We start from the raw sequence: 22,922 nt of genomic DNA, 5'->3' as shown, positions 1-22,922 counted from the left end.
GGTTTTAGAAATGTCCGATAAAGTTCTCCATGTTACTAAACGTGACGGGAATATTGTTCCGTTTAATTTGTGTCGCATTGTAAATGCAGTGATTAAGGCTTTCCAGGCTACCAAGGAAGTCGCTCCCGATGAAATGAATGACAAGGCTGAAATCATAGCTAATGAAGTGTTTGAGGTCATAACCAACTCTGACTCAACCAATCTACATATCAATGAGATTCAAAAGCTGGTGGAAAAAATACTCTCAAGACACTTCCCAGAGACAGCTATCGCATACATGGATTACCGTCATGAGCGTGATATCGAGCGCGATAAAAATACTGCTCTGTACAAGGATATCGTTGGCTTAACCACGATGACTAACAATGACATCTTAAACGAAAACGCTAACAAAGACGGTAAGGTAATACCTACTCAGAGAGATCTTTTAGCTGGCATTATCTCTAAGCATTACGCTAAAAATCACATGCTTCCTAGAGATATAGTTCTTGCTCACGAGCTTGGGGAAATTCACTATCATGACCTCGATTACTCGCCATTCTTCCCTATGTTTAACTGCATGATTGTTGATCTAGAAAACATGCTGACAAATGGGTTCAGAATGGGTAATGCTGAGATCGAAACTCCTAAATCAATCCACACGGCAACTGCTGTTACTGCTCAGATCGTTGCGCAGGTTGCTAGTCATACTTATGGAGGCACCACTCTAAACCGATTAGATGAGATTCTTGCGCCATATGTGACTTGCAGTTATCAGAAGAATATTGAAATTGCGAGAGAGTGGAACATAGATGACGTAACGGGTTTTGCTATAAATCGTACAGAAAAAGAGGTTTATGATGCATTTCAGTCCCTAGAGTATGAAATTAATACGCTTTTCTCAAGTAATGGGCAGACGCCATTTTTATCTGTGAACTTTGGTCTTGGGTTGTCATGGGAGTCAAGACTAATCCAGAAAGCAATTTTATTAAATAGAATCAAGGGATTGGGTAAAAGTAAAAAGACCGCTGTTTTTCCTAAGCTTCTCTTTACTATTAGAAATGGGGTTAATCACAAGAAAGGCGACCCAAACTACGATATTAAGCAGTTAGCTCTAGAGTGCGCGTCTAAAAGAATGTACCCAGATATTCTTAACTATGACAAGGTTGTCGAAGTAACTGGCTCATTCAAAGCACCTATGGGATGCCGTAGTTTCCTTGGCTTATACTTAGATGAAAATGGCAATGAAGTTCATGAAGGTAGAAACAATCTTGGTGTTGTTAGCTTGAACCTTCCTCGTATTGCTATTGAGGCAAAAGGGGATGAATCAAAGTTCTTTGAGATTCTTGATCAAAGAATCCAAATTGTTCGCAAAGCGCTTGAGACTCGAATTGACCGTTTACGTAATATCAAGGCTAAGGTTGCACCAATCCTTTACACCGAAGGAGCTTTAGGTGTTCGTCTGAACCCAGATGATAATGTGTTTGAAATTTTCAAGAACGGCAGAGCCTCAATTTCAATGGGATACATTGGTATCCATGAAGCAATTAATGCACTTTATGGTCAAGATGAGCATATTTACGATAGTGAGTTCCTAAGAGAGAAGGGGATTGCCATCGTGAAGCGCCTAAAAGAGGCTGTAGACACTTGGAAAGAAGAAACTGGGTTTGGGTACAGCTTGTACAGCACACCTTCAGAAAACCTTTGTACGCGATTCTGTGCATTGGACTCTAAAGAGTTTGGTGTTATTGAAGGCGTGACTGATAAAGGGTACTACACAAACAGTTTCCACCTGGACGTAGAGAAGAAAGTTAACCCTTACGATAAGATTGATTTTGAAATGCCATATCCTGAATTATCAAGTGGTGGTTTCATTTGTTATGGTGAATTTCCTAACATGCAGCATAACATTGAAGCGCTTGAGAACGTATGGGACTACAGTTATGACCGAGTGCCGTACTACGGAACAAACACACCAATTGATGAGTGCTATGAGTGTGGTTTTACAGGCGAGTTTGATTGTACAAGCAAGGGCTTCGTTTGCCCTAAATGCGGGAATCACGATCCTAAAAAGGTTTCTGTAACACGAAGAGTTTGCGGATACCTCGGCAGCCCAGACGCGAGACCTTTCAACTCAGGGAAGCAAGCAGAGGTGATTCGAAGGGTGAAACATTACGAGAATATCTAAACTCTCGGACGAATAGAAAAACCGCATTCTTCTGGATGCGGTTTTTTATTTGATTAATTATTGGTTGAACGAAAGCTACACAAAACTTATAATTATCTTAAATCAATAAATAAAAGCAGTTAAATCATGAGAATAAACGCAAAATCAGCCCTAGATAGGATTGAGAAGATCTTCTACCTTTTAATGATAGTAGTGCCTGTTTTGGGGATATACTTTACGTATAGGTTTTTACACAGATACATAGGTCAAATCTCTGAAGAGATTAATGTGTACTATTCATACAACTATTCTTTAAGCACGATACTTTCATTCGTTTCACTATCATCCTTACTTCTACTTGCCTATAAGATAAAGAACAGTAAGTTTAACAACACAAAATTTGAAAAGATTCTTGAAAAGTTTCTAGTCAAAATTGAAATAGTTAAAGACTCAGTATGGGTTTCCCGTATTTTATTCACATCTTTCTACGGAATGTTTTACTATATTTTGACCTCAGGCGTTATACTGATGGCAAATGACGTAAGCTTATTTCAAGAGTTTAATCTAGTAACTATGGAAACGAATGATTACTACCAAGTGGTTAGTAACTTTTTCGTAACCAGCTTAAGTATTTCGACATTAATGACAATTTCGCTTTTACTTATCAAACCTAAAAAAGGTATCAGTCATTTCTTGACAGGATTAATTTTTATTCCTCTTCTACTAAATGGAGTGATTTATGGCATAGCTGGCAATCCCTTCACCACTATGTTCAATGACGTGAATAATGAAATGCTGTTGATTTCAAGCCCTATATCATTCGTCGGTAAATATGGGATAATGGTTTTTTCCATAGCTTCAGCGCTATTAATTTCATTTATTGCTTATCATGCAATAAAAGACAAGAAAATATTGATACAAAACATCCTTGGATATGCATCTTCCATTGCGGCTATAGCAATAAGCTTATTCCTAGTCTGCATAGGAAAACCAGTTCACTACTTCAACAATAATCCAAATATTATGGATGTAGAGGTTCTTGGTCAAACATATAGAATCAATCAAACCTTATTATCTGAAATGGATGACATGGACACAGAGTTTTTGATCGAGTCATACGCTGGTCTTAGTATGCATAATAGTACGGATGCGTTGGATTATTTATTAAGCGATAAATATAGTGGAAATAAAGAACAGGCAATTAAATTAGTAGCCGACATAACCCTCACTAACTTTAGACTTTACGAAGGCAAAAAGGAAAAAGTCGTCGATACTCTAAAGACAAAGACAATATTAGTGTCAAACTCAATAAATATTCTGATTCCTTTTATAGTTAATGAAGCTTCTCCTTTGCACCACCAAGAAAGAACATTAGAAAGCATTCTTAAAGGAGATTATCAGTTAGCAGTCGATTACTACATCGAAGATGCAATCAACCGCCAGGATATTGAAAAACTATCCCTAAAAATGAAAGATGAAGATAATAATGCAAGAATTGGTTCTTTCGGTCATCCTATGACACAAAGTTTGATTTCAACCCTATTGCATTTGGATTTTGCAGAGTTGGACTATAACAAAGTTAACCCTGACAAGAGAGAGAAGCTAAAGGAACTTCTTAAGCCTGTCACCGTATATAAAGATTTCTCGGATGAACAGGTAAAGGAATGGTTTAAAATTCTCAAAGCTGAAAGGTTTTTATAAAAGAAAAAGCTGATGTGAATGCATCAGCTTTCGTTTTTTATGCGGCTTGTGATAATTTTGCCATTGATGCCAGAGGTAATTTCTGGTGAACGCTTCGATGCATCATGCGCGGATTATTAAGATCATGAGTAAACTTCGTTCTTCCGTGCGTGATACGTGTATTATCCATCACGATCACATCACCTTCATTAAGCATGAACTGAAGGAAAAACTCTCCCTGTTCATTATAAAGCGCCATCAAACGTTCTACTGCTTCTTTGAGGTTTGGAACCAGTTCATATCCAGATTCCCAATCCGCACTTGAGTCGAAAGCAAGTCGGATAATCTCACGTTCGTAGATTGAATCCAATCCGAACACACAATCTGTCATTTCTTCGTTGATACCATCAAAGGTAGAACGTCTGCGAAGTGCGTTTTTATCCTTCAATGCATCTACAAACTTACTATCAATAGATTCCAGATATTTAATTGCACCATAGCCATTAAACAGTGTAGTTTCACCACCAGAAACAGCCTGATTTTGACAGAGCAGTAACGTTGTTTTTACTTCACCTAAAGGAGAGAAAGTACCATCAACATGCTGACCAAGCGCCCCAGACTCTTCAAAGACTGGATGTGCGAAGTCATCTCTGTTTTCTTTGTTGAAGCCAATCTCTGCTACTTTGTCGCTGTTAGATTTGTTAGGGAAGTAGGTTTTGTTGTATTGAGATACGAAGGTTTCTCCTAGCTCCAAAATACCTGCAAGATCGGAAAGCTTGTTTTCAGATTTTAGTGTTGAACCATCAACAACGACAAAACCTTGCTTATAGAAAGTTTCCATAAGAAGCTGAGCATTATCAGCAGAACAAGCAGTTGTAACCGCGCCAACAAAAGTAATCATAATCTATTCCCTTGGTTATTTTTTTAATGATGATAAAAAAGAAGCCCCACTCGTGAAAGCAGAAGCTTCAATCAATTGACCCATGCAATGATGGTATCATTGCTAGAGTATATGTTAGTGTTGTCATTATACATAAATGATATTAATGGTCAATACTGATGTTGATTGTTTTTATTGTCAATTCAAATATAATATTGAAAACAAAAATGGTAGGTTTTTATGATTAGAGAACAATCGAATGCATCTAGGAACAATGTTCCGCAAAATGATAGCAAGGTTATTCCCATTCTTCGTATTTGTACAAGTATGTCGAAAGGAATAGTTGATAAGAATAATACACCTCATAAAGAGGTGATGGAGCAATTGAGCTTATGTTCGTCTGCGGTGAAGAAATAGATAAGGTTCTGATTGTGAGAAAACCATATGCTCACTATATCAGAGACGGTATAAAAACATGGGAAATGCGTGGTAAAAAAACCAAAATCCGTGGCAGGATTGGCATTGCTGAACAAGGAACAGGTAAAATAATCTGTTTAACTACGATTTCCGATTGCTTAGAACCAATACCTGATTCTGAGATAGACCAGCACTTCTCAAAACATAGGGTGGATTACAAAAACAATCCTGACCTATTGAAGTGGAATACGCCTTGGGTTTTGTCTGATACTAAGCCAATTGAGCCTGTTGACTACGTTCACAAAAGAGGCGCTGTAATATTCGTAAACGTTTGACTAATACTCTAACTTTCATATAATTGGAAAGTTAGCGTTATTGCTATGCTCCAGGAATAAAGGGTACAACAATGAAATTAGAAACAGGAAGCAGTTTAACCGTTATCACATTCAATGTTCCTGATAGCCGCTGCAACTACAAAATGAAGTCGCCTAAGTTAACCGTAACAAAATACGAAGTTACAAAGGGTGGCGTTACTCAGGTTACAATTAAACCTGTAGATGTTGATGATGAAAACCCACTAAAAGTTAAAAACGTCAAAATCTCGGATTTTGGCAAAATCTGTAATACAGCAACACTAATGACAAGACAAATTGTCTTTGTTGAGCACACGGATTTAGAACACTACATCAACGTTGCAAAAGAGTATCAGCAAAACGCAATTAAAGAACGAATTAATGAATTAAAAAGTGAGCTTACCAATCTTGAATTACTGGTAAAAAACTAGCCATTACGAGATAGCTAACTCTTACAAATAGAACCAAAAAATAGGTGGCAGTATGTCAATGGAATCGGTTCGCGTGGATCGTGGTATGCCTTTCCTTAAGCGTGGTATGCGTGTTTATAGCACTTACAGTAAACAATTCGGGACAATCACTGGTTCAAACCGAAGTGGAAACCTGAATATCCGTATGGATGGCGAAAAACACAGTGGCAATTATCACCCTCAGTGGCAATTACAGTATCTTGATGACAATGGCACCGTGATTGCTGAATACAAAGATTAAAGGAAGCACCATGAACGCAAAACCATTATTCACTGAAGATAGAGAGCACGTTGTTGCTTATTTCTGTTCTAAATGCCGCATTGTAAAATCCACAGAGGCTGATGCAGAGCAGTGTTGCCGAGATAGACACTGTGATTGCGGCGCTAAAATTGAAGAGCGATACAAAAGCTCTTGTGATAAATGCCAAAGAGAAAAGTTTCGAGCTGAGAAAAAATCACGAATCTCAAAAATGCCTATCGTAGAGTCACCAACTAGCGGTATGGTCTACTCGGATAACACCTCATACAATGAAGGATTCTTCAAACTCGATGACATCGATTCTGTTTTTGAAGAAGGCGAAAAGCCATTTTTCGTATATGACTGCAACATTAAAAAGTGGTCTGGTTTAAATGCGAGTGACATTGTAGAAGCGGATCTCGAAAGTGACTGGTATGAAGATGCATCGGATGATGTTGTAGATTTAGATGAATTGGAAAAGTTCTTATCGGAATGGAATAAAAAGCAAACATTGTTCTGTTATGAATGTGCTGAGCGAGTTATCGTTCTTGACAAAGAGCGCTTCACTGCATGGCTTTCAGAGAGTTAATTAGGTGATATAGAATGAGTAAGCCAAAGTTTGAAAGCGGTGAATTCGCTATGAAAGTAGGGGATTTTTTCACAAGCAAGGGCGATTCCATTGAATCTAAGACAGATCCTGCCAGTATTATTTTCTATGGATTAAAGATGTTCTGGCTGAATCGACCTGACAAGATTTATGATGGTGATTTAAGCTTGTACATTTGGCTTACAAATTCGATTTTTTATAATGAATTAAAAAAACCTCTTTCTCTTAATCATAAACCATCCTCAAATAATGAATCTATCTTTAATCAGGGAATCTCATTTTCTGATTTGGAGGCTAAGTTCATGTTAGTGTATGAAGAGGAAATGACTGAAAAACCAGCACAAAGCGAAGGTAGATGGCATCATTTCTTTCGCTTTTGGAAGTAAGGGTGAAATTCCAATCATGTATAAATACACCGAATCTGGCTTGAGCAACATTTTCTTAAAAGACGGATATGAGAAATCTCTTGAGAATAATGAGGAATTTATAAGTTTCATTGACTTAGAGAAAACCCATAAAGCTATCTCATTAGCGTTATGTATGAAGCCTGCTCGCCTGAGTAATGAAGAGGTATGTTTTATTCGTAAAGAACTGAATCTCAGTCAACCTGAATTCGATTCTCTTCTGCTTCTTGAGGATGGAGCGACATACCAAATCGAAACAGGTTTGTTAAAACAAACCTATCGTAGTGACTTTTTAATGAGGCACTTATTGGCAAAACATCACAATGAAGCCTTCTCAAGCCCTGAATATTGTAGTGTTATTGAAGGCGGTGATCTTAGAGAGAACATTGTTATTTCAAATTACACATATACATGGACTTAACGGATAGTAACACATGCCTAATACAAAGAATGATCAAAAAATACAGGTTACACCAAATCAAAAAGCTTTATTAGTCCAGACGGTAAAGCAATTAATTACACTTAATCAAAAAAAACCGACAGCGAACACCACACAGGAACAAATCAATCAGACTATTAATAAGCTAAGCAATCGGTTCCACGATATGTTTGAGATAGTCGAGCAATAAGGAGCTTAAATATGAAAGTAATAGAGAATAAAAAACACCACATAAGCTTTGTTAAAGTTTTCGCTCTTGCTTATGCTGTGCTTTGGACTATCAGCATTTTTCATGCAAAGGCACCGATCACCCCGCCGTTCTACCCAGTTATCGCCCTTCCATACTTTACCGCTGCATTTATGTGGGCTATCACGCCAATACCTATCTATGAAGTCTCCAAGTCATTTAAATACATTCACGATCACTAAACTCATCCAAAAGCAAGATTCTCCATTTTAAATCATCACCTTAGCTGATATCATATTTAATGAATTTTTCACTGGGGATTTTGCATGAGTTCATACATCACTTCATTTACAAGAGATATGGTCGATAACTTTAGCTTTTCAGATCATACTCTAAAAGAGTTCGACTCTCGTGATTACGAATTTATAAGAAGTGACATTTTGAATGTTGATTTAGATCTTGTAGTAGGAACTGATCATCCTGATTACGAGGGAAAAACATGGGGCGAATTGATTCCAATTGAAGGTGATAAATACCATACTTTAAAGCGAGGCGAGCGAGCTTTAAAGCAACTGCAAGAAAACCCTGATTATTATCTTGAAGACAAAAACAATTCTGATTGGAAATTTCATCTTGTAAATGGTGAGTTTTATATTTGCAGTACAAACCATAGGGTTGTCACAGCAAAAGCATTTTTCGAAGCCAACCATCTTCCGCCTATCATTAAAAATGCACAAGTAAGTTTTTATCGTCGCAAGATTGATTCTGATTCAATTGTGAACAGTCTTCGTGATGAACAAGATACAAACTCATCCATTACCTCATACCTCAAAACAACCGAATTTAAAGTTATCCTGGCTTTGTGTGTACTTGCTTACTTTTTCTTCTAGTATTCATAAATCAAGATACAGCTACACAAAAAGAACCGAGGCTTTTCATCATGCAAAGTAACACAATCCCAATTACACACATAGCACCGTCTTATAGCCAAGAAAATCTAGACCTGATACTTTCTAGAGTCAAACAGCTACTACCAAGCCTTAATGATGAAGGTGCGAAGCAATATTTATCTGACCTTTTAAACCAGGATATTGAAACCCTTGTTTCTGATTGGTTGACCTATCAAGAGGTCGAGCCATGCGTCAGTAGCGCCGAGTTACACGCTTTAGCTGAACGAGTGCTTCCTTATCACTCTAATTTAGAGGAAGCCATATACTCAGTTAGAAACACTCTCAACACTGTACCTCGCGAAAGAACTGACCTGCGTGATTACCTAACGAAAGATAGAAAAGAAGACGTTATAAAATCGCTGTCTTTACCATTATTCGTTTCTAAAAAGAAATATCCTTCATTCTCATCCATTGAAGAATTGATAGAAGCCTTAAAGCCTGTTGATCAAACAATTGTAGATGTGACAGCCTCAGTACTTATGGATAGAATCCAATCTATACCAATGGAAAAGCAATTAGGCATTACTGATCGACAAAAAATGCTTAGCGTTGCCGCAGTCTATGAGGTTAACAGTGCGGTAGGGTTTGAGTGTAATTCTATTTGGTTAGCATCGTTTATTAGCTCTCAGATGTGGGGCTGTGTAAGTGGCTGGGCGCACCCTGACGGTGAGATGTGCCGAAATCGTCACTTTGGATTCAAATCAGACCGCGATTGCGTTGATTTAACATTAAATTCTTTGAAGTATGTTGATGCTATCTTAGCGGATAATCCAGACCAGGAAACGGTATCCCTTTACATTGATACAATGCTTTCCTGCTTAACAATTATGGTTCGTGATTATCTGCGTTATAACAAAGAAAGTGAAGATTATGGAAAAATTGATTCGTTGATTGAGCAATATAGTCATCTAATGAATCCTGCTCAAATACTTCGTCACTCCACTATCCAACTTCATTTAGCTCAAATAAAGGGTGTAGCCAGAGATCATTTTCAATTACTGTTTCCGTTTTTCGAATATCAGCAAAGTCGAGGTGAGCCGACCAAGGAATACTTGCAGTATTACGATTATCACAACTTCATTCGTCTTGATTTCGAGTATTTAAAAACACCAAAGTGTGAACTTGCTAGCTCTCTCTTAGGCTCATCAATGCTCAGTGAGCATCTACTTAGAACATCCGAGCTACTTCTTGAGTGTCTAAAACTGGATTTGCCTGATGATGTGATCAATAGCTTTAGCGGATTTTTTACTAAATACTTATGGACACTGATCAATGATGATTCTGACGAACAGTATCTGTTTGATGCCATTTTAACCGTTAGCCTTAATAGTAAGCATCTATACGATACAGTAAGTAATATTCGATTTATGGCTGAATTGGGTCACTTAAGCTCTATACGTTGGCTGATTGATAACGACCAATATGAGACCGCTAACGAACTTAAATACTGGGAGATAAGAAGAGATTACCTAGAATCTGCCTCTATGAACTCTAAGTAGAATCCCATAGACTCAATAAAAAAGGTTAGACAGATGTTGTCTAACCTTTTCAATATATTCTTACTGGTAGATCTGCTAAGTTTTTTAAACCATCAAGAAATCAGAATGCGTGACTACGTATTAATCAAAACTGTTTCTCTTCATAAATACTCAGCAGCAGATTAAGTCGGTCTGTGTAGAATTTAGCCATTCCAATGTCTTGATACTTGATACGCTCTTCAACCTTAACCATAGTTTCAGCAATCTTCACTTTAAGCGCAATAGGATTTCTTGAGCATCGCTCAAAGTAATCACTATCTTGCTCACCTTGTTTTTGAGAAATGGCTTCAAGCGCTTCCATCATACGATCATATAAGTGATAGCGAGAAAGGCGCGAATGAATGGTTTCAATTGAGCAGCCAGTCATTACAAACACATCTTTTAGCCAAGCAATATCGTGCAATAGATAGTTCGCATCTTTATCATCAGTTCTGAATACAGCAGCAACCTTCTTGCTCACGCGGCTTAAATGATTGATGTAACGCTCATCTTCGAATTTCTGATTTCTGTGACAGGCAGAAGCAATAGAATAGATAGTCATCGTTCAATCCTTATTGTCTAGAGTAGACATATTTTTTAGCCGACTCATCGTAATCAATCGAAACAGTTTCTACCTTAGTAGCACCTGAAATCGGATTTGATGAAAACGTAATGCTGAAATCAGGCTCAGTTAAGCCCAATACTTTTAGTTTACTCACCAATTTAGTAAACGGTTCAGCAAGTGATTGTTTTACCATTTTCTCAAATTTTTCTACGCCACTTCTCCATTGAGAGTCATGGTCAGCCAAATGCCACGCTAAAACGCTCCCTGATTCATCATATAGAGCTTTATCGATGGAATTGGTATCAATGGTAGACCAAACATGAATGTAGTTTGATGGAGCGTACAAGAAGATTTTATTCTCAACTCGAACAACCGCTTCTACAAAATCCTCATCCATCTCGACGTGACAGTTTTTGCGTTCCTTGAAATCAGCAAAAACCGATTCGTTATCAAATGCTACTTGAGCATTATCATCATACAAGCGCATGTACACGGTAAATTCAAAAGGAATAACCAAACATTGGCTTTCATTTCCTTTCGGCAAGCAGCAAGCAACAAACATCTGAACCACATCTGAGATACCGATGTGATTTGAGTTCAAAATTTGTGAGGGGCTATCTAGCTTCATTATAAATCCTTTCAAAGTTCGCTAGCGAACATTAACGATGTTCTGCTAACGCGTCTTCTTCGATTGCTTCAATTGCTTGTTGAATCATGCCTACCAGATCAACTGCTTTTTTAGGGGATAGCTCGCAGGAGACAACGCGTTTGTCTTTCACAGGAAAAGAGGCTTTGTGGATACTCACACTAACACCATAGGATGAGCTACCTTTAATTCTTGAAACATCACAGCGCTCGATAGTAATCACTTCTTTTTTGAGGTACAGGGTCTCAACCCTATGACGATCAAGCTCTTCGCATAATGTTGATTTCAGTGAAGCATCAAGTACCTGCTTAGCAAAATCAGCCGCGCCTTTTGCATCTAAGTAAGTGAATACTGACTTATCCTCTGGCGTAGAGATTTCAAGGACTACGACATTTTTATTATCGACCAAGCCCGCAGTGCATACGATTCGATTAGTGCGTTTGTCCGATAGAATCGGCTCTGCTTTTAGAACGATAACCTGATCATCATTGATGAATACGTTTGAATCTTGGTGAATCATTGTTAGCACTCCACTTTAGACATTTTGCCAAGAACTTGACCTTCATTCTCTGGCTTTTCATTAATAAAATCGGCAATCTCGTAAGTGCCTGGCTCTACGATAAATTTTCGTAAATCATCGACATACAACTTCATTTCATCATCGCACAAACTCAAGACGGTTTCACGGTCTGCAATGTACAGATTCTGACCTGTTGTGGTAACTCGGTGCTCACCAGAATCACCACTAACAAAATTAAATCCATCATCCACTTTCACAATAGATACAGCATGATTATCTTGATGAGTCCATACACATCCAATCCCATGCTTTCCCAAACACTGGCTAAAAGTTGAATAACCTTTCAGCGAACTCAAACTTACATGATGGTCTCGGTATTCTGTTCGGATTTCTTGAGGGATAAACTCAATGAAATCATCATGATCCATAAGAACAAAGTGTCCAGCATTTGAGATGAATTGTTGACGCACTGTGATTTCATCCGTAGCAACTTTGCATGGCTGAATACTTTCGTGAAGACTAACCGTTTTAGAGTCAAGATCTGCATTGAAGAAAAGAGCATCACCACATCCTGGACAATTGCTACGTGTAAAGTCATGAAGAGTAATCAAGCTAATCTTATGATCACCTAGCATGGCAAAGCGGATTCGGTAAGAACGCTCAACCTCTTCACGCGTAATACAATCACCGATTAACAGAGATTGCTCTGTCATATTCACTAAATGCTCAGATAGGATTTTTGCCAAACTATTCTCATCATAGAAGCCTGAAAGACTAGCTGCTGCATCTTTGACTGTTACTTCATTAAGTTGGCAGTGACCTTTTAAGTTTACGGAGAATGAGTCATAACCTTTTGTGATTTCACGACATAGTGATAGGCATTCGTCTTTTAGTGCTGGCATATCAGATAGAATACTCACGTCACGATTTTTACTTTCCGAGACTTTTCTAAGGATAAAATCAATAAATTCTGTTTTCATTTTTATCACTTTAATTTTCTAAAAAACTGGCAACTGAAAAAGTCACTTGCACTATTTGCGAATAATGCCTGAATTTCCCAAGGGCTGTATCCTTTCTTAAGGATTTCATCAATAATCGGAAAGGTATCTTGGCGACATAGATTTTGCAGATCAATACCAGCCTCAGTATGTAAGCCGCTATCTTCATTTAGCAGGCTCATAGCAACATCTGGAAGAGCAACAGCTTCAATTTCCCAAAAGGATTTATCAATTCCGATTTCGCCATTTGGTGTTTTTCCCTCACCAAAAACCACAAGTCGCATCAGCGTTACAAAGTCATTACGCACAATAGTCTCAACATGAAAAGGATTGAAACCTAGATCGAAATAGTGATTCAAAATTCTGTGCAATGCTGTTTCGTATTTAGAGATAAAATCAGCCGCTTCGTAGGTGACTGAGTACTGTTCTGTAAACAAACTTTTCATGGTGGTTTCCTTTTTAATTGTCTTAATAATACATCATTTAGCGTCAAAGTCAATGTTTAGGTGGCGTTTAATTATTGACTTCGATACTTAATAATGTATATTTAATGCAAAATATTAAGGTTAAGATAAGTATGAAAGACGACCAAACCATTAAACAAGAAATTGAAAACAAGAAGGCTCAGAACAAGGTAATTGTTGATACCGTATTATCAGCAATGAAGTCCTCAGAGCCAGGGAAGTCCCTGTCAGAGTTTGACTCATACTTGATTTATGTAACTATTCGCATTCATCATTCCGACATTTTTATTGATAAGGAAAAAGTCCTTCCAATCAGAACTGATTACATGAATTTAATCAGAGATCTCTCTGAAACGCACGGATACACGATGGAAGGCTTGTATTGCTATTTTAGCCATATTTTCAATTACATGATTGGCGTTAGAGCGCAGTATTTAACACTGTTTCACGGCACAGATCATGAGTTCACCATGATCTTTGATTACTATCCGATCCTTTACACTGAAATGTGCCTATCAACACCGAAGCTAACGGATAAACATTTTAATACAGAAGACTACTTGATGCTTAACAATATCACGGTAGGTGATGCTTTATTCAGATACGACATCTTCTTGGAAGATATCAAAGAAGAAAGTGACGACTATCAGGTTGTGTTTAACCAGCGTAAGATTGTAGAAGAAAACATGCCTAAGTCAGAATGTGTAAAGCGTTATCATGAGCTTAGAGATTTGTTATATAGTCATGGTAACTCTTACATGCCAGCAATCCCAAGCTTTGAAGATGCGAGTGATTTAGTAAAAGATAAATACTGGTTTGTGAAATCTTTACACTTCACCACAACCCGAAGACAAGCAAATAATTGAGTTAATGGAAAGACGATGTCTTTCCTATAAAGGTTTATAAGATGACGATTAATGTAGTTAAAGATCTGCAAAGCACTTTTACGAGCTTTCCAGAGGGTTACAAGAAATTTGTAGGGGAAATCTTGCCATCGTATGGTGAGACTGAATGGCGTGAGTTGGTCGCATATTTTGGCTCAATTCTATCAGGCTTGGTGTTTAAGCCAGATTCGAAGAATAACGACTTCATGGAGGAATTACTTCCAATTGCAATCAAATGTGAGTACCAGTCCAATCATGACGATCCTCAAGCTCTAAAGCATTTTCGGAGCGAATACATCAATGAGTTGTTTTTTAAAAATAACGGACACTTACTAACCAGACAGGTTTTTGAGTCAGTAAAAGATTATCTTTTTGAACCAACAAACTACTATTCTAAAGCAAGACGGTACGTACCGTACTTTGCCGATGTCATGAACACAAGCGACATTATGGAGTACCTTAGAATTAAACCTGAAAGTCCTGAAAACAAACTTTCAGAAATGATCGATAGCGGTATGGTTGACCGTGTGTTCATTAAGGCTTTGCTCGAAAGTCGATGCTTCCAGCATCTTCCTGATGACATTAGAAACGCTAATGCAGAAGCAGGGTTAATGCTTAATGCTCATAACCTCAAGCATTTGAATGAGGAAAATAGAAGTAAGTATTTACATCTGGTGTGCTTTGATAGCAATCCACTACTTACAAAACATCACCCAAACACCTTAGATATCGAGAAGAGCAAATGGATTGACTTTGTAAACAAAGACCCTCGATGTTTACGTTTTGTTCCTCGCGTACACCTATTGTGTAAGTCGCTATTCCCTGATGATTACCTCTTTGAGCTACTTAAGAAAAATCAGTGCTATTTCTATGCAAGATATAGACTGGTATCATTCATCAATGAAATTGCTCCTGAGCGTCTAACCTATGAATTTTGCAAAAAAATCAAAGAGAGTGGGTTTCACGAACAACATCACTTGGTTGTATGCCAAGTACTTAAAAACAAGGGCTAACAATGGTTATTATTGAATATTTGCTCGATTGTAAAACAGTGCAATGTAAGCCAAGTGAAGTTGATAATTATGTCAGCTCTGGTCGCATTGAGTATCGAAATGTTGGTGCCAGAATGGTACAAACCATAAAACTTGTGCAGCTAGAATCTTTAGTCTATTCCATGATTGCAGACCTTCATAAAGACAAGACCTTAAATGTTAGAGAGAAACTGCGGGTGATTGATAAACTCAAGCAAATCCGTTTTTCCCTTGTCCTTGGTTATAGCTGTTTCATTGACCCGTTTCGAAGAGTTCGTGAGTTTGATTTTGTACCAGTTAACTTAGATATGCTTAAAACATATCGCGATGTACTAAAGAAATATCCTATCTTGGATTCTATTAGTTTTGAGAAGATTGTTGATGAAATGGAAGAATCTAAGGTCTGCCTAGAGGTAGTAAAACAACCGTTTTTTAATCATTATTTTCGAAAGATCACATCATGCTTTTGCCATCAAAAAAAGAGTTTGCCATGCTAAGAACTGAGAAAATCGGAACGCTATCTAGAACGATCCATAAGCATAAAGTTCGGTCTAGAACGTGGGATGCGAAAAGCCCCAAAAATGCATTTAATCGGTTTCTTCCGATTGCGTTGAACAAATTTCCTTTGTTAGATGAATTTATCTCAAAGTTCTCATATCAAGTAACTGATGGTTTACCAAGCGAAATGGTAAACGCCGTTTTTAACGAAATGAGCAAGTCTGAGCTTACAGCTCTGAGAAAAGAGTTAAGTGAGTTTAATGCGACTTACTTTCATATTAAGCCATATTCAGAGAGCCATGAAAAAGTGATTCTTAAAACCTTTAGTGGATTTGCGGGTTACGTCATGAAAGACATTTTCAGAGACCATGAATGGGAAGATATTATTCGAAAGAACAACCTAGACTTGAAACCTCATGAAGCGGTTATAGGGCATCTTCTTTATCGTAACTATAGAAGAGAACAGCAGATTCGCGCAAAGCTATATAACTTGTGCAAATACCTTAGTCGAGAGTTAAGTTCCCGAATCGACAGACGATAAAGCCGCTTGAGCGGCTTTTTCTTTACTTTTAGATTAATTAATGTATTATAGATTAATTAATTTAAAATAATGAGCGTTGTAACAATGAACCACATTACCATGCGAAACATGCAGATCGAAAGTGCAATCAAAAAACATGGAATTATTATTCATGGTGTTTCCAACTTCGCATACAGCACAGGCATGACCAATTACGGACTTCCAGAAATCATTATCACAACCATGAGTCAAAGAACTCAAGCCTATCTGATCAATCATTTTTTTCATAAGTGGCTTGAAGAAGGCGTTGAACTGAAAAGTGTAGAGCCTATGTTTGAAAAGCGCGATGGTTCAGATGCTCTGATGAAGTTCGAAAAGCTAAGTGTAAGTGGAGAGCTAACAGATAAGTATGTTTGTCAAACCATTGCATATTATCAAGAAAACTTTCACCTTGCTCAAAATGGGGTGTCGTTCGTTCAGCTAGTGTTTGCAGACCATAACGACCATTACCCAGATCATCCCGAATACGATCACAAAGGCGTGCCTCAGAAAATCTTTAAAAAGTTAACTCTAAATTAATCATTTAAAAGTAAGGCGCTCTCATCGAGCGCCTTATTTCTATTAATTAACAAACTTATCCCAATTATGCGTAGCGCCGTTATTAACTGAGTTGAACCAGTTGTCAAAATCACGCTGTCTTGCATCATAAAGCTCATCATTCATTTCTTTGAACTGAATCTTCAGAAGATGCACAAGCGTATCGCGACTACTTCCTGTGAATCTGTCTACGATAGCGTAAGGGATTTGACCTTTAGACTTGATTACGCTGTATCTACGAGCATTAGACTCATCAATTTCATCACTAGCCTTTTCAAGATTTCGGTAGTTGAAGTGATCAGTAATAATTTCTCTATCAAACAAGATAGCCAATCCACCAGGAAGCAGAGAGTATTTGTACGGATTCAATCCAGTTCCCTTCACATAGTTGTGAACAGGAACAGAAGTAAGAAACATAGCGATCAAGGCAAAAATACTGAAGAACATTGTTCTTACTTCATCGTTAAATTTTTCAACACCCAATCCAGAGAGTAAATGAAGAACGATAAAGATCCCTGCAATCATTATGTAGAACACAATCACACTAAAATTAAAATAGATCCTGTTGGCCTCTACCTCTTTGAATTTTTGACGAGAAGCTTTAGCTTGTTGGACACAACCAATAAGCTCTCGCACATCGCTCTCATCTAGAAATTTGCCACTATCCTGATACTTATTTAGAAATTGCTCAGTATTCATTATTATTCCTTAAAGCTACCGTAGATTCTGTGGTCTGGATTACTAATCTCTGACCAGCTTTCATTTTCTCTATGCATTTCAGTTCCGACTAATTGCTCAAATCTATTCTGAATGAGTGCCTTTTCGTTATTCAGTCTATTTTCCAATTGGTCGCGCAACATTTTGATGTAAATCGCTCGGACTTCCGAATCCTCCGTTAACTTATGAACATACTCATATGGAAACTCTGATCCTGGAGTAATGAGAGAAGCAAAGTTATCTTTCATTCTTTTCTCTTTACTTAAAAACTCCGCTTTGTTTGCTTTCCTTTGCTTGAAGTTATGAGCTAGTGATTTATCCGTTGCTGTTGCAAAATTGTAAGGCAATACCTCTTTCCAGCTCCAGTTGACCTTGTTTGTCCACTTAGCCCTTGGTATAACCGACACCCATCTTATTAAATAGAACGGAATTGATCCCAATGCGCAAATCATTAAATACAGTATCAATGCTGACGGGCTATCAATCCCTATTTCTGCGGCAAAATTTGAGGTAAAGAGATAAACAATACCCGCAATAACGGAAGCCGCAGCAAATAGGTAAGGTTCAATAGCAATCACTCTATAAATTCTTGCGCTATTCGAGGCGTTTTCAAACCACTTTTTGTTCTCTTTCGCTGATTGTATGGAGTTGATTATCCGTTCAATACTCCATTGATCGTAAAGCGCAGGATCTCTACTAAAGTGAAGGTCTTTTAATCTATCTATCGCTTTCATTTAGTTGGTCTTTTTGGTTAATTTCCTAGATTATACAAAAATAAACCCAAAAGAAAAGAGCGCTATGCGCCCTTTATTCTAAATATCATCAATCCAGCATAATACTTCACCACCATATTCATTATTGACGGATTTAAGCACCTCCTTGTAGATTTTAGCGTCATAGTCACTCAGCAAAACCAGAAGCTCGGTAGATGGACAATCCTGCATAGAATCTTGATACATAAGTATCTCAGATGCTAAGTCCACCTCCATTTCATATAGTTTGTCTTCTATATCTGAAATTTTATCCTTGTTTTCAATAAAATCTCTGTCAAAAAGTGAAGATAAGCCAAAAGGAATGAAACCATATTTCATGATAGATTTCTTGTTTATTGCCGCATTGACAACTGAAATGGCTAAGGTGAAAGCAATCACAACAGCAATAAATCCAATAGCAGATACATGGACAGAGCCTGATGAAGGGTGAATGTTAGGAGCCACAATGAAGAAAGTGGCAAACAAGATGGTAAAAACGAGAGGGATGTATAAGGTAACTTTTATGTACTCTTGGTGAAAAAGGATGTTTTGAACATTGTTCCTGTAGTTGATGTATTTTTTTATGTTTTCTATCAGATTAATTTCTGATTGGTATAGTTCATTTTTATTCATAATAAAAACTCTCTTTTCTTGATATTTTACTATGAATATTAATTTTGTGGAACCAATACCTAACAGAGTGGGTAAACCCACAATATCGATTGTGCTTTTTTCTTGTGCCTCTCGATTCATCTTTACAGTATATCTTTTTTGTGTATAATAAGGATAAATTATTTAAGATAATGAAATTCCAATAGCGAGATACCTAATGACCACACTTACCAGCAAAATGAAGCAAGACGCAAAGAATGCTGCTCAGATTGAGGGGCTATCATTCAAATATTCACCAGCTTATGATGTGAATGATTTCGAAGCAACAGAGCCTAAATCTCATCGCGTTATGTGTAAAGGTAACAAAACCAATAACAAGTGGGTTTGGCTAGGTGCAACCGATGAACCGCACGAATTTGAGTCTGAAAAGCAAGCAAAGCTTTTCATTAAAGAAATTAAATCACAAATTAAGCAAGAAGCTTAATAGCTGTCAGGAGTAGCACCATGCATAATTACGACACTGCATTCAATATTCTTCTCGCTCAAAAAGATGAAGAAACAGAGCTGTTCGAAAAGCGAAAAACTGCGATTAACATTGTTCTGGCAATGCTTGATAACAAGCCACGAAACAGTTCTGAACGACTTGACCTGCTGACTGAATACCTTGGTGGCACTGAAGCGACTATTATTGCATCCACAATGCTACAAAGCCAGTTCAACACCTTTAAAAACCTTGGTTTCATTTCTGATAAACCTGATATTTCAGAAAGCGCCAAAGCGAAACTAATTGAAATGTGTGCTGATGTTTTTGAGATTACGTCTCTATTAGGAATGACCTATCAGCATGAAAAAAATGAGTTTTGGGATTATGTGAATCATAAACTAGATATCAGTCTAGGAAATATTTTCCTTTCTTAAAAATTCAACCTCAGCATCATATGCTGGGGTTTTTCCATATCTTATATTGGAAATAAAGATGATAACTGTACAAAATATTGAAGATGCGAAATACATCTGTGAAGACTCGACCAAAGCAACTTTCAAGATTGTAGATCGCGGAATTTTAATTGATAACAACAAGTCTGAAGGGCATATTCTTGTTCGCAATATTGAAAGCGGCGAGCATCAACTATTCAGCACTCCGTTCATGAAGTACGGGTTTACCTTTTATCGCGATACAACGCCAGACGACATTATTGAAAAGTATCTAAAAATCCCTGGTGATGAGGATGAAAGACTTATCGAAGTCAGTAATGAGCTTTGCGATCTATTCGGTGTCGATAGAGGATGTGGTGATGACTACATCTATATTGACGCTACAGAAAACAAGTTTGACTTAGAGGATGAGAAGACTACCAAAGATATCACACTGTTTGAGTCTGATAAGTTTATTGTATTAGATGGTGAGCCGTTTGGTTTTGATGAGTACCTTATTGCAGATAAAGGAAAAATCTCATACAAAAAATAACATATAAAACCCATAACTTCTTAGTTATGGGCTTTTATTTATGCAATTAATTTAATTAATTTTTCTGCCTTTAATCTTTTCAATGACAGACAGCCTTCTTTTGTTTTCAAACGCCATTCTTTCTTCCAGTTTAGAAATGTAGCTGTCTAGATCTTTGTTATACGCTTCAAAACATAACTTTTCATCATAGAAGAATCTAGCAAAACATCTCACGCCGTGTAAAGAAGTCTCTGTAATAGTGTATTTTTTGGATAATGGCTCACCTCTTTTCCCAAGAGGCACTAGCTCAGATTCATGACTTCTATCTTTATAGCTTATGATTTCAGCCACTTTTGCTGGAGTGATGTTTACATACAGATTTTCTGTAAGATCAGTAAACTTGTTAATAAAAAACCAAACTTGCTTCCCTTCATCCACCGCTTGCTTTGCTTCTTGTATGTTTAATTCCACTCTTAATTCTCATTTACTTTTGGTGCAATATGTATATAATAATACCAGATAAGGAGTTAATATGTCAAAGTCAATTATTTCACAAGTAAACCTTAAAGATGTCGAATTTGATGGCAAGCCAGCCATCTTTTCAATCCGCGCAGATTCAAACATCAAAGCAAAACTAATTTTGAATGAAAACGGAAATCTAGGTATTTTTCTCACGGTAAAAGGCTTTAGTAATGAGCTATCCGCACTTGTGAAATACACCCAAAATCTAGGTTGGCACTCAGACTTTGAGATTGAAACTTTTCTTCCAACTGACGAGTTAACAACTCTGGAAGTTCTTAAGCGTAAAGGGTTAGCTTTCAGCATCCTTTCTGACAGTATTGAGGATATCTTTCAAAATCACATCCAAACACTTGATTCCTTTCGAAATAAAGAGATTGAAAGAAAAAGGCGCTTTAGTCAGGCTGAATTTAATGCATTGCTTGAATCCTCTGGTAAATACAGGAAAATTGACAAGCGAACAGCACGAGAAATAATTCAAGATATTCATGAGCGGATTAATGTTCCAACTAATCCTCACAAGGAAGATTTAAAACTACTCACTTTAACGGTCAGAGATGGCGCTCTTTGTGAAGTTTTTGAAACATTTTGCATTGCGAAAATTAAAGACAGATTTAGCAAGTACACATCCGATATGGAAGTCATTTCCAATAAAGACCTGGTTGATCATATGGTTAGAGTGGGTTATGTGCATGTTGATTAGTCAGTTTTGGTTGCGCAGGCTAGTTTATTCTTTTCATTCAGACATTAAAGAATGGATTGATAAGCAAAAATACAAACTTGTTCATAAAACAAAGTGCGAGTACAACCTATGGTCTGATAACTTTGAGCACATTGAGTATCAACTACATTTCCATGTGGAATTATACCAAAACGGTTTTAATCAAAGAAGATACAAGATTATTGATAGCAACTATCATACTTGCTGGTTCGCCTCGAATGAGCACACACACAGCTACATTAAGGAATTCATCAAGCCTTGGGTTGCTGGACGAGAAGTAAAAGGATTACCTGCAAAAACAATGGTTCATTAAATACTTTACTTGCCCTGTTAAGTATGTATAATTAAAAACATGCAGGATAGGGGAACGCATTATGAACACCACACCAAAAACCGTACAAGAACTATTTTCAATTATCGCTTCAGGCTCAAATCCTGAAATTTGGACTAACAACAACCCGATGACAACAGCGCTCTTTGTTGATGGGGTTAGTTTCAAATGTAAAAGCGAGTTTTCATTCTGCAAAGAAGAAAACACTTCCTATATGAGTTTTGATGTATTCCTATCTGATGATAAAGACCAACATCGAAGAGAGCACCGAATTGGTAAAGTAACATTTGGATATACTGGTAAATCAGATTTTACAAACATCCACGGTTCATTTGATGGAGCGCATTTATTCTTTAGTTCTGACTACAGCGAAAAATCTGTAGGGGCTGAAAAAGAATTTGTTCGCGTAGCAGTTGCATCTAACATTCTTGCAAATGAGTTCTATAAGGCTCTGGAGCAATTTAAGAATGCAATTATCGATGCTCTTAAGCACTCTCACAAAGAGTGTTATGAAAAAGCTCTTGAGGAAGATAAAGCTTACAAGGAACAGGTTGAGGCAGAAAACCAAAGATTGCTTAATTCATATCGCATTGCAAGTGAAGAAGAAGCAAAAGCTTTATTTGACCGTCTAGATTCAGGTGAAGAGGTTGAAGTACAGGTTGTTAGAAAATCGTGCAACCTATCCCTAACTAAAGTAAGACTTAAAAAGTCTGATGGAGCATACTTCTTAAATGGTGATCGTGAAATCAAGGAAGACGCAGTTACTAAGTACATTACAAAATCACGCGTACCATTGTAATCAAGCAAGCCCC

31 protein-coding genes are annotated in these 22,922 nt (G+C 37.3%); 21 read left to right on the top strand and 10 right to left on the bottom strand.

Going from position 1 to position 22,922, the window contains the following annotated elements; translation table 11 throughout:
- Positions 1-10 precede the first annotated feature (10 nt).
- On the top strand, positions 11-2,167 hold the full coding sequence (nrdD, locus tag R7P80_RS18475; protein WP_318096761.1) for an anaerobic ribonucleoside-triphosphate reductase: 2,157 nt from the start codon (positions 11-13) through the stop codon (positions 2,165-2,167).
- 507 nt (positions 2,168-2,674) lie between these two features.
- Positions 2,675-3,847 (top strand): hypothetical protein, encoded by a 1,173-nt coding sequence (locus tag R7P80_RS18470; RefSeq protein ID WP_318096760.1) that lies wholly within the window; start codon positions 2,675-2,677, stop codon positions 3,845-3,847.
- 37 nt (positions 3,848-3,884) lie between these two features.
- Here the strand turns inward: R7P80_RS18470 and R7P80_RS18465 are convergent, their stop codons facing one another.
- Complete coding sequence (locus R7P80_RS18465) at positions 3,885-4,727, bottom strand: TauD/TfdA family dioxygenase (protein WP_318096759.1); 843 nt, start codon at positions 4,725-4,727, stop codon at positions 3,885-3,887.
- Between the two features lie 371 nt (positions 4,728-5,098).
- On the opposite strand from R7P80_RS18465, the gene R7P80_RS18460 reads away from it, so the two are divergent.
- From R7P80_RS18460 to R7P80_RS18420, 9 genes are all read left to right on the top strand, one after another.
- Positions 5,099-5,458: an ASCH domain-containing protein gene (locus tag R7P80_RS18460; RefSeq protein WP_052697513.1), complete on the top strand. Its 360-nt coding sequence runs from the start codon at positions 5,099-5,101 to the stop codon at positions 5,456-5,458.
- Between the two features lie 71 nt (positions 5,459-5,529).
- Positions 5,530-5,907 (top strand): hypothetical protein, encoded by a 378-nt coding sequence (locus R7P80_RS18455; RefSeq protein ID WP_053318927.1) that lies wholly within the window; start codon positions 5,530-5,532, stop codon positions 5,905-5,907.
- Between the two features lie 52 nt (positions 5,908-5,959).
- Complete coding sequence (locus tag R7P80_RS18450) at positions 5,960-6,187, top strand: hypothetical protein (RefSeq protein ID WP_020330934.1); 228 nt, start codon at positions 5,960-5,962, stop codon at positions 6,185-6,187.
- A gap of 10 nt (positions 6,188-6,197) precedes the next feature.
- Positions 6,198-6,773: a hypothetical protein gene (locus R7P80_RS18445; protein ID WP_053318926.1), complete on the top strand. Its 576-nt coding sequence runs from the start codon at positions 6,198-6,200 to the stop codon at positions 6,771-6,773.
- 14 nt (positions 6,774-6,787) lie between these two features.
- Complete coding sequence (locus R7P80_RS18440) at positions 6,788-7,177, top strand: hypothetical protein (RefSeq protein WP_118894733.1); 390 nt, start codon at positions 6,788-6,790, stop codon at positions 7,175-7,177.
- Positions 7,178-7,193: 16 nt separating this feature from the next.
- Positions 7,194-7,616 (top strand): hypothetical protein, encoded by a 423-nt coding sequence (locus R7P80_RS18435; protein WP_053318924.1) that lies wholly within the window; start codon positions 7,194-7,196, stop codon positions 7,614-7,616.
- Between the two features lie 219 nt (positions 7,617-7,835).
- On the top strand, positions 7,836-8,063 hold the full coding sequence (locus R7P80_RS18430) for a hypothetical protein (protein ID WP_045591964.1): 228 nt from the start codon (positions 7,836-7,838) through the stop codon (positions 8,061-8,063).
- A gap of 84 nt (positions 8,064-8,147) precedes the next feature.
- Positions 8,148-8,711 carry a hypothetical protein gene (locus R7P80_RS18425; protein WP_118894729.1) on the top strand — a complete coding sequence of 188 codons (564 nt, stop codon included), beginning with the start codon at positions 8,148-8,150 and terminating at the stop codon, positions 8,709-8,711.
- A 50-nt stretch (positions 8,712-8,761) separates the two neighbouring features.
- Positions 8,762-10,270 carry a hypothetical protein gene (locus tag R7P80_RS18420; RefSeq protein ID WP_267410805.1) on the top strand — a complete coding sequence of 503 codons (1,509 nt, stop codon included), beginning with the start codon at positions 8,762-8,764 and terminating at the stop codon, positions 10,268-10,270.
- A 124-nt stretch (positions 10,271-10,394) separates the two neighbouring features.
- Here the strand turns inward: R7P80_RS18420 and R7P80_RS18415 are convergent, their stop codons facing one another.
- From R7P80_RS18415 to R7P80_RS18395, 5 genes are read right to left on the bottom strand one after another with little or no spacing between them, the layout of a single operon-like run.
- Positions 10,395-10,850, bottom strand: a complete 456-nt coding sequence (locus tag R7P80_RS18415; protein ID WP_021485933.1) for a hypothetical protein — start codon at positions 10,848-10,850, stop codon at positions 10,395-10,397.
- A 10-nt stretch (positions 10,851-10,860) separates the two neighbouring features.
- Entirely contained in the window at positions 10,861-11,481 is a 621-nt protein-coding gene (locus R7P80_RS18410) for a hypothetical protein (protein WP_318096758.1), read from the bottom strand.
- Between the two features lie 31 nt (positions 11,482-11,512).
- Positions 11,513-12,019, bottom strand: coding sequence for a hypothetical protein (locus R7P80_RS18405; protein WP_318096757.1), 507 nt, complete (start codon positions 12,017-12,019; stop codon positions 11,513-11,515).
- A 2-nt stretch (positions 12,020-12,021) separates the two neighbouring features.
- On the bottom strand, positions 12,022-12,999 hold the full coding sequence (locus R7P80_RS18400; RefSeq protein ID WP_318096756.1) for a hypothetical protein: 978 nt from the start codon (positions 12,997-12,999) through the stop codon (positions 12,022-12,024).
- A gap of 5 nt (positions 13,000-13,004) precedes the next feature.
- Positions 13,005-13,463 (bottom strand): hypothetical protein, encoded by a 459-nt coding sequence (locus R7P80_RS18395; RefSeq protein ID WP_053318918.1) that lies wholly within the window; start codon positions 13,461-13,463, stop codon positions 13,005-13,007.
- 131 nt (positions 13,464-13,594) lie between these two features.
- On the opposite strand from R7P80_RS18395, the gene R7P80_RS18390 reads away from it, so the two are divergent.
- The 5 genes from R7P80_RS18390 (at position 13,595) to R7P80_RS18370 (ending at position 16,993) form a co-directional block, all read left to right on the top strand.
- The gene (locus tag R7P80_RS18390) at positions 13,595-14,347 is read left to right on the top strand and encodes a hypothetical protein (RefSeq protein ID WP_318096755.1); all 753 of its coding nucleotides are present in this window, start codon (positions 13,595-13,597) and stop codon (positions 14,345-14,347) included.
- 41 nt (positions 14,348-14,388) lie between these two features.
- A complete protein-coding gene (locus R7P80_RS18385; protein WP_318096754.1) occupies positions 14,389-15,378 on the top strand; it encodes a hypothetical protein in 990 nt (329 codons plus the stop codon).
- A gap of 2 nt (positions 15,379-15,380) precedes the next feature.
- Positions 15,381-15,893, top strand: coding sequence for a hypothetical protein (locus tag R7P80_RS18380; protein ID WP_318096753.1), 513 nt, complete (start codon positions 15,381-15,383; stop codon positions 15,891-15,893).
- Positions 15,887-16,435 carry a hypothetical protein gene (locus R7P80_RS18375; RefSeq protein ID WP_318096752.1) on the top strand — a complete coding sequence of 183 codons (549 nt, stop codon included), beginning with the start codon at positions 15,887-15,889 and terminating at the stop codon, positions 16,433-16,435. The genes R7P80_RS18380 and R7P80_RS18375 overlap by 7 nt, the downstream gene beginning before the upstream one ends.
- 84 nt (positions 16,436-16,519) lie before the next feature.
- Entirely contained in the window at positions 16,520-16,993 is a 474-nt protein-coding gene (locus R7P80_RS18370; RefSeq protein ID WP_241620990.1) for a DUF4262 domain-containing protein, read from the top strand.
- A gap of 42 nt (positions 16,994-17,035) precedes the next feature.
- Here R7P80_RS18370 and R7P80_RS18365 read toward each other — a convergent pair whose 3' ends face one another.
- The 3 genes from R7P80_RS18365 to R7P80_RS18355 form a co-directional block, all read right to left on the bottom strand.
- Positions 17,036-17,710 carry a hypothetical protein gene (locus tag R7P80_RS18365; protein WP_021485797.1) on the bottom strand — a complete coding sequence of 225 codons (675 nt, stop codon included), beginning with the start codon at positions 17,708-17,710 and terminating at the stop codon, positions 17,036-17,038.
- A 2-nt stretch (positions 17,711-17,712) separates the two neighbouring features.
- Complete coding sequence (locus R7P80_RS18360; RefSeq protein WP_021486404.1) at positions 17,713-18,462, bottom strand: DUF2304 domain-containing protein; 750 nt, start codon at positions 18,460-18,462, stop codon at positions 17,713-17,715.
- A 78-nt stretch (positions 18,463-18,540) separates the two neighbouring features.
- Entirely contained in the window at positions 18,541-19,233 is a 693-nt protein-coding gene (locus tag R7P80_RS18355) for a hypothetical protein (RefSeq protein ID WP_318096751.1), read from the bottom strand.
- A gap of 76 nt (positions 19,234-19,309) precedes the next feature.
- Between R7P80_RS18355 and R7P80_RS18350 the strand changes: the two genes are divergently transcribed.
- Genes R7P80_RS18350 through R7P80_RS18340 form a run of 3 tightly spaced genes read left to right on the top strand, consistent with a single transcriptional unit; the run spans position 19,310 to position 20,560 of the window.
- Positions 19,310-19,576, top strand: coding sequence for a hypothetical protein (locus tag R7P80_RS18350; protein WP_054389261.1), 267 nt, complete (start codon positions 19,310-19,312; stop codon positions 19,574-19,576).
- Between the two features lie 20 nt (positions 19,577-19,596).
- Positions 19,597-20,010, top strand: a complete 414-nt coding sequence (locus R7P80_RS18345) for a hypothetical protein (RefSeq protein WP_045591994.1) — start codon at positions 19,597-19,599, stop codon at positions 20,008-20,010.
- A 58-nt stretch (positions 20,011-20,068) separates the two neighbouring features.
- Positions 20,069-20,560, top strand: a complete 492-nt coding sequence (locus R7P80_RS18340; RefSeq protein ID WP_045591995.1) for a hypothetical protein — start codon at positions 20,069-20,071, stop codon at positions 20,558-20,560.
- 51 nt (positions 20,561-20,611) lie between these two features.
- Here the strand turns inward: R7P80_RS18340 and R7P80_RS18335 are convergent, their stop codons facing one another.
- Positions 20,612-21,010: a hypothetical protein gene (locus R7P80_RS18335; RefSeq protein ID WP_318096750.1), complete on the bottom strand. Its 399-nt coding sequence runs from the start codon at positions 21,008-21,010 to the stop codon at positions 20,612-20,614.
- Positions 21,011-21,071: 61 nt separating this feature from the next.
- On the opposite strand from R7P80_RS18335, the gene R7P80_RS18330 reads away from it, so the two are divergent.
- Positions 21,072-21,761, top strand: coding sequence for a hypothetical protein (locus R7P80_RS18330; protein ID WP_318096749.1), 690 nt, complete (start codon positions 21,072-21,074; stop codon positions 21,759-21,761).
- Positions 21,762-22,153: 392 nt separating this feature from the next.
- Positions 22,154-22,909, top strand: coding sequence for a hypothetical protein (locus R7P80_RS18325; protein ID WP_318096748.1), 756 nt, complete (start codon positions 22,154-22,156; stop codon positions 22,907-22,909).
- Positions 22,910-22,922: the final 13 nt, after the last annotated feature.

Origin of the sequence: Vibrio sp. 2092 (genome assembly GCF_033339635.1) — a bacterium.
In the GTDB taxonomy this organism is placed as follows: Bacteria; Pseudomonadota; Gammaproteobacteria; order Enterobacterales; family Vibrionaceae; genus Vibrio; species Vibrio alginolyticus.
This window is presented reverse-complemented; position numbering and strand designations above follow the sequence as displayed.